This is a genomic window from Inquilinus sp. NPDC058860 (genome assembly GCF_042743185.1).
Classification (GTDB): Bacteria; Pseudomonadota; Alphaproteobacteria; order DSM-16000; family Inquilinaceae; genus Inquilinus.
The window spans coordinates 206,058-212,089 of the sequence record NZ_JBHYMS010000004.1 but is presented as its reverse complement, the minus strand read 5'-3'; the positions used below and the strand labels follow the sequence as shown (position 1 = coordinate 212,089).

Sequence of the window (6,032 nt, the reverse complement as noted above, 5' to 3'; positions counted from 1 at the left end):
GTCCCCCCTCCCCTCGCGGGAGGGGGATAGGGGGAGGGGGTTCTCGAGGCCGGTCTCCGGCCCGGACCGGGGCCAGTCATCTCGGACGGCAGGTTCAGTGCCCTGCGCATTCGCGCGCGGACGCGCGCAGCCCCCTCCCCCTGCCCCCCTCCCGCAAGGGGAGGGGGGACTCTTATTGTCTGGGTGAATGGGTTTGATGCGGAACTCCGCCATCCCTCACTCCCTCAGCGTCGCGAGATAGGCGATCACGTCCTCGATCTCCGCCGCGGTCAGCACCGGCTTGCCCCGCCAGGCCGCGGCGACGCGGGCGAAGCCCTCGGTCCGGACATAGGACGGCATGATCGACTCCGGGACCAGACGCTTCATGTCGACCACCCTGAGCCGCAGTTGTCCTTCGTCTAAACGCGCGCCGATGCCCTGCAGGTCCGGCGCCAGCGTGCCCTGCTGGTGCGGCGGGGCGAACGGCCCGGCATGGCAGAGCGAGCACAGGCTGCGCTGCCGGTCCTGCATCAGCGCCAGGCCGCGGGCCGGGTCGCCCGCCTGTCCGGTCAGCGATTGCGGGATGGCGTCGCCCTCGACCCCGGTGGGCTGGGCGGCCGCCGGCGCCGCGGCGGTGAGCGCGGCCAGGACCAGAGGGATCACCCCTCTCATCCGAACACCGACCCGGTGATGGTCTGGAACCAGGCCTCGGCATAGCGGGCCTCCATCTCCCGGACCTCCGGCGGCGCGTCGAGCGGGCTGGTGCCGCCGGCGCCCTCGACCTCGCGCAGCAGCCCGTCGGCCGGCCGGTACACCCCGGCGATCGAGATGCCGTAGCCCGGCGCGACCAGGCTGTAGCAGGTGTTGACCAGCTTCTGCTCCCCCGGCGTCTCGCCGCGCAGCAGGCCGGCGACGGCGGCGGCGCAGACCTGGGCCTGGGCGTTGGCGGCGAAGGCGGATTTCGGCATGGCGCCGGCGATGGCCGCGTCGCCGACCACATGGATGCCGGGCTGCAGCCGGGATTCGAAGGTGACCGGGTCGATCGGGCACCAGCCGGTCTGGTCGGCGACGCCGGCGGCCTGGGCGATCGCCCCGGCCCGCTGCGGCGGAATCACGTTGGCGACGTCGGCGTGGTGGCTGCCGAATTCGGTGACCAGCGTCTTCGTCGCGGCATCGACCTCGGTCACCCGGCCGCCGGAGGACAGAGGCACCCATTCCAGCAGCCCGGGATACAGCGCGTCCCAGGCCGCCTGGAACAGCCGCTGCTTCGAGAAGGCGTCCTTGGCGTCGAGCACGATCAGCTTGGAGCGTGGCTTGCGGGTCTTCAGGTAATGCGCGATCAGGCTGGCCCGCTCATAGGGCCCGGGCGGGCAGCGGAACGGGTTGGCCGGGGCGGCGATCGCGACCACCCCGCCATCCGGCATCGCCTCCAGCTGCCGGCGCAGCAGCAGCGTCTGGTCGCCCGCCTTCCAGGCATGCGGCATCGCCTCGGCGGCGGCCCGGTCGTAGCCGGGAAGGGCATCGAAGCGCAGCTCGATGCCGGGCGCCAGGACCAGCCGGTCGTAGGCGAGCTCCGCGCCGTCATCGAGCCGCACCCGCCGGTACCGGGCGTCGATCGCGACGGCGCTGCGCCGGGCGATCTCGATGCCCTCCCGCCGCAGCCCGTCATAGCCGAAGCGCTGGGCGTCGAGGTCGCGCAGACCCGCGATAACCTCGTTGCTGAAGGGGCAGGCGGTGAAGCGCTCCTCCGGCTCGACCAGCGTCACCGCCAGGTCGCGTCGGCGCAGGGCGCGGGCGCAGCCGGCACCGCCGAAGCCACCGCCGACAACGACCACCCGCGCCGCGCCCTGCCCCAGCACGGAAGGCGCCCAGAGCGCGGCCCCGCCGGCCGCGAGGCCGCGCAGAACGGCCCTACGGCCGGGCATGGTCCTGCCGGCCGGCGAGCCATTCCGCGATCGCGCGCGTTTCGTCATCCGTGAAGCCCTTGGCGATCCGATCCATCACCGTCGCCGGCCGCTCGCCGCTGCGGAAGGCGGCCATGGCCGCGGCGATCTCCGCGGCCGGGCGGCCCTCCAGCCCCGGCACCGGCCCTGCCCCGGCATGACAGCCGGAGCAGGAGGCGGCGCCGGAGGGCTGGGCCGCGGCCGGGGCCGTCAGCGCCGCCAGGACGGCTGCGCCGGCAAGCACCCGATGCGTGGTCATGCGCTCTTCAGGTCGTGGTTCACCAGCGGCAGGGTGCGGATGCGCTTGCCGGTGGCGGCGAAGATCGCGTTCAGCACCGCCGGGGCCGCGACCGCGATGGTCGGTTCCCCGACCCCGCCCCAGAAGCCGCCGGACGGCATGATGATCGTCTCCACCGCCGGCATCTCGTCCATGCGCAGCACGGTGTAGGTGTCGAAGTTCTCCTGCTCCATCCGGCCGCCATTGACCGTGCATTCGCCGTAGAGGCAGGCCGACAGGCCGTAGACGAAGGACCCCTCGACCTGCCGCTCGATCTGCGCCGGGTTGACGGCGTGGCCGGGATCGGTCGCGGCGACGATGCGGTGGATCCGGAGGCGCCCGTCGGTGACCGAGACCTCGGCCGCGGCCGCGACATAGCTGCCGAAGCCCATGATCTGGGCCAGGCCGCGATGCCGGCCCTCCGGCGGCGGGCTGCCCCAGCCGATCCCCTGCGCCACCGCCTCCAGCACCGCGAGATGCTTCGGATGGTTCACCATCAGCTTGCGGCGGAAGGCGAGCGGGTCCTGGCCGGCGGCATGGGCCAGCTCGTCGACGAAGCACTCCAGGTAGACCGCGTTCTGGTTCAGGTTGACGCCGCGCCAGAAGCCCGGCGGCACCGGCGGGTTGCGCATGGCGTGGTCGACCAGGAGATTGGCCACGGTATAGCCGATCACCCCTTCCGCCCCACTGCCGACCAGGCCCTGGAACACCACCGGGTCCATGCCGTTCTGCATGCCCTCCGGCCGGACCGCCGCCAGTATCGACTGGCCGGAGATCCGCATGTGCAGCGCCGTCAGGGTGCCGTCCGCATCGAGCACGCCGGTCAGCTTGCACTGGGTGGTGGGGTGATAGGCGCCGTGCAGCATGTCCTCCTCGCGCGACCACAGCAGCTTCACCGGCGTGCCGGGAAGCTGCTTCGCGATCAGGACCGCCTGGCGCACATAGTCGTGGAAGTTGCCGCGCCGGCCGAAGCCGCCGCCGAGATGCAGCTTGTAGACATCGCATTGCCGCACCGGCAGCTCCGCCGCCTCGGCCGCGACCGCCAGCGCCGCCTCGCCGTTCTGGGTCGGGCACCAGACCTCGCAGCGCTCCGGCGTCCACAGCGCCGTGGCGTTCATCGGCTCCATGGTGGCGTGGTTCTGATATGGGAAGGCGTAGGTGCCCGTGACCGTCTTGGCGGCGCCGGCGATGGCCTGGCGCGCGTCGCCGATCTGGTTGCCGATGAAGGCGTCGTCCGCATCGAGCCCGGCGGTCAGCATCTCGGCGATCGAGGCGCTGGAGACGCCGGTGTTCGGCCCCTCGTCCCAGACCACCGGCAGGGCGTCCAGCGCGGTCTTGGCCCGCCACCAGGTGTCGGCCACCACGGCGACGGCGGTGTCGTCGACCTGCACCACCTGGCGCACGCCGGGCATGCCGGCGACGGCGGCGGCGTCGAAGCTCTTCACCCTGCCGCCGAACACCGGGCAGGCCTTGATCGCGGCGTTCACCATGCCGGGCCGCACGATGTCGGCGCCGTAGACCTGTTTGCCGGTCAGCTTGTCCGCCGTGTCCAGCCGCGGCAGCGGCTTGCCGGCGATGGTCCAGTCCTTCGGGTCCTTCAGCCTGACCTCGGCCGGCGGCGTCAGCTGCGCGGCGGCGGCCGCCACCTTGCCGAAGGTGGTGCTGCGGCCGCTGGCGGCATGGCTGATCACGCCCTTGTCGACCGAGCAGTCGGCCGCCGGCACCTGCCATTCCGCCGCCGCGGCCGCGACCAGCATCTCGCGCGCCGTCGCCCCGCCCTTGCGGACATAGTCCTGGGACTCGCGGATGCCGCGGCTGCCGCCGGTGGAGAAATTGCCCCAGATCCGGTCGCGGGCGACGTTCTCGCCCGGGGTCGGATATTCGGTGGTGACGCGGGACCAGTCGCAGCCCAGCTCCTCGGCCACCAGCTGGGCCAGGCCGGTCAGCGTGCCCTGCCCCATCTCGGAGCGGGCGATGCGGATCACCACGGTCTCGTCCGGCCGGATCACGACCCAGGCGTTGACCTCGGGCACCGCCTCGGCCGCCAGGGCCTCGCCGGCGAAGGGCACGCGGAAGCCCAGCGACAGCCCGCCGATCGCGGCGGCGCCGCTGACGATGAAGCCGCGGCGCGAAATGCTCTGCACGATCGTCATGGGGGCCTCCCTCAGCCGCTCTGGACCGCGTCGGCATTGCCGGCGGCCAGCTTGATCGCCGCGCGCACCCGGTTGTAGGTGCCGCAGCGGCAGATGTTGGTCATCTCCACGGCGATGTCGTCGTCGGACGGGCTGCGGTTCTGCTGCAGCAGGGCGGCCGCCGCCATGATCATGCCGGTCTGGCAGTAGCCGCATTGCGGCACGTCGAGGGCGAGCCAGGCCTTCTGCACCGGATGCGACCCGTCGGGCGACAGCCCCTCGATGGTCGTGATCTGCTGCTCCGGCGCGATCGCGCTGACCGGCATCGCGCAGGACCGGGTGGCGACGCCGTCGACATGCACGGTGCAGGCGCCGCACTGGGCGATGCCGCAGCCGTATTTGGTGCCGGTCAGGCCGATCTGCTCCCGCAGCACCCACAGGAGGGGCGTATCGGGCTCGACGTCGACGCTGCGCTCGGTTCCGTTGATCCTGAGGGTGAAGGCCATGGCTGCCTCGCGGTTGGCTGGGTGGGGCCGGAACACCGTTACGCGGCGTGCGGGCACCGGATGGGGAGCCGGTGCCCGCGCAGTCTCAGCTCGGCCTGGCGTCCGACGCCGGGGCCGGCGCCGGCGTGGTGGTCGGGGTGCTCTGCGCCCCGGCGGTGGTGTCCCGCTTGATGCAGCCGTCGCCCTGGGCCAGGGCGGTGCCGATGGTGGCCAGCAGGGCCAGGCCGGCCAGGACCGGAACGGGGATTCTAGTGATCACGACACGTCTCCTGTGGTGGTTGCACGGTGGGAAGCCTGGGCGCCGGCTGTCGCAGAACCTTGTCCGGCGGCCCGGGCCTTTGTCGCGAGCCGTCTCGAAACGGCCCGCTGACACGGTTTGATACAAATTCTCCTTGCAGCCTGGGCCGGCCCCCGGTCTCAGCGGCCGGACAGGTAGGCGATGATGGCTTCGCGCTGCGCGGCGTCGCGCAGGGCGACCGTCATGCTGGTGCCGGGCACCGCCTTGCGCGGATCGGCCAGGAAGCCGTCGAGCGACTGCGCGTCCCAGGTGATCCCGGAGTCGCGCAGCGGCTGCGAGTACCGGGCGCCTTCGATGCTGCCGGCCTTGCGGCCGATCACGCCGGCCAGGCTGGGGCCGGCCCGGTTCTGCCCGGGGTCGAGGCTGTGGCAGGAGGCACAGCGCTGGCGGAAGGCACGCTCCCCCGCCGCGGCATCCTGCGCGGAAGCAGGCAAGGGGGCGCCGAGCAGCGCCGCGAAGGCCAGCAGCATGGCCGGACGGGCCAACGTCATCACGAAACAATTCTCCGTCAGTCTGGGGATCGATCGGCGGTCAGGCGTGGCCCTGCGGCCGCGGGGCCAGGATGAAAGGCGCGGTGCCCTGGACGGTCGGGGTCCGGCAGTCCTCCGCGCCGGCCGCCGGCCCGACGCCATGCAGGCCGGCGCCGTGCAGGCCGATGCCGGGCGGCCCGGCCGTGAGGTACACGGGCTCGCCCACCGGCTCGCGGCCGATGATCGCGGCGACGCCCAGGATCGCCAGCAGCCCGCAGACGGCCAGCCAGCTCGCCGCCACCTCGTCCCAGCTCAGGGCCAGCCGGTCGACCGGCGGGCTCCAGCCGGGCTCGATGCGGTCGGGATCGATCGCCGGTCCGGCCGCGGCGGGCCGGATCTGTGTCGCGTCATGCATGGGGTCATCCCT

General features: G+C 72.8%; 8 protein-coding genes. All 8 read right to left on the bottom strand.

Features of this window, described 5'->3' with window-relative positions; genetic code table 11:
* Positions 1-216: 216 nt before the first annotated feature.
* Positions 217-642: a sulfur oxidation c-type cytochrome SoxX gene (soxX, locus tag ACFW16_RS04850; protein WP_380302403.1), complete on the bottom strand. Its 426-nt coding sequence runs from the start codon at positions 640-642 to the stop codon at positions 217-219.
* A gap of 5 nt (positions 643-647) precedes the next feature.
* The gene (locus ACFW16_RS04845; protein ID WP_380302401.1) at positions 648-1,904 is read right to left on the bottom strand and encodes an NAD(P)/FAD-dependent oxidoreductase; all 1,257 of its coding nucleotides are present in this window, start codon (positions 1,902-1,904) and stop codon (positions 648-650) included.
* Positions 1,891-2,181 (bottom strand): c-type cytochrome, encoded by a 291-nt coding sequence (locus ACFW16_RS04840; RefSeq protein WP_380302399.1) that lies wholly within the window; start codon positions 2,179-2,181, stop codon positions 1,891-1,893. Before ACFW16_RS04840 ends, ACFW16_RS04845 begins: the two co-directional genes overlap by 14 nt.
* Entirely contained in the window at positions 2,178-4,352 is a 2,175-nt protein-coding gene (locus tag ACFW16_RS04835; protein ID WP_380302397.1) for a molybdopterin cofactor-binding domain-containing protein, read from the bottom strand. Before ACFW16_RS04835 ends, ACFW16_RS04840 begins: the two co-directional genes overlap by 4 nt.
* 11 nt (positions 4,353-4,363) lie before the next feature.
* Positions 4,364-4,837, bottom strand: a complete 474-nt coding sequence (locus ACFW16_RS04830; RefSeq protein WP_380302395.1) for a (2Fe-2S)-binding protein — start codon at positions 4,835-4,837, stop codon at positions 4,364-4,366.
* Between the two features lie 85 nt (positions 4,838-4,922).
* The gene (locus tag ACFW16_RS04825; RefSeq protein WP_380302393.1) at positions 4,923-5,096 is read right to left on the bottom strand and encodes a hypothetical protein; all 174 of its coding nucleotides are present in this window, start codon (positions 5,094-5,096) and stop codon (positions 4,923-4,925) included.
* Positions 5,097-5,254: 158 nt separating this feature from the next.
* On the bottom strand, positions 5,255-5,626 hold the full coding sequence (locus ACFW16_RS04820) for a c-type cytochrome (protein ID WP_380302391.1): 372 nt from the start codon (positions 5,624-5,626) through the stop codon (positions 5,255-5,257).
* Positions 5,627-5,666: 40 nt separating this feature from the next.
* Positions 5,667-6,020 carry a hypothetical protein gene (locus ACFW16_RS04815; RefSeq protein WP_380302389.1) on the bottom strand — a complete coding sequence of 118 codons (354 nt, stop codon included), beginning with the start codon at positions 6,018-6,020 and terminating at the stop codon, positions 5,667-5,669.
* Positions 6,021-6,032: the final 12 nt, after the last annotated feature.

Bases quoted from the DNA above. Each gene is read 5' to 3' on its own strand.
- ACFW16_RS04845 (WP_380302401.1), bottom strand. From the start codon at position 1,904: ATGCCCGGCCGTAGGGCCGTTCTGCGCGGCCTCGCGGCCGGCGGGGCC.
- ACFW16_RS04815 (WP_380302389.1), bottom strand. From the start codon at position 6,020: ATGCATGACGCGACACAGATCCGGCCCGCCGCGGCCGGACCGGCGATC.
- ACFW16_RS04835 (WP_380302397.1), bottom strand. From the start codon at position 4,352: ATGACGATCGTGCAGAGCATTTCGCGCCGCGGCTTCATCGTCAGCGGC.
- ACFW16_RS04830 (WP_380302395.1), bottom strand. From the start codon at position 4,837: ATGGCCTTCACCCTCAGGATCAACGGAACCGAGCGCAGCGTCGACGTC.
- ACFW16_RS04840 (WP_380302399.1), bottom strand. From the start codon at position 2,181: ATGACCACGCATCGGGTGCTTGCCGGCGCAGCCGTCCTGGCGGCGCTG.
- ACFW16_RS04820 (WP_380302391.1), bottom strand. From the start codon at position 5,626: ATGACGTTGGCCCGTCCGGCCATGCTGCTGGCCTTCGCGGCGCTGCTC.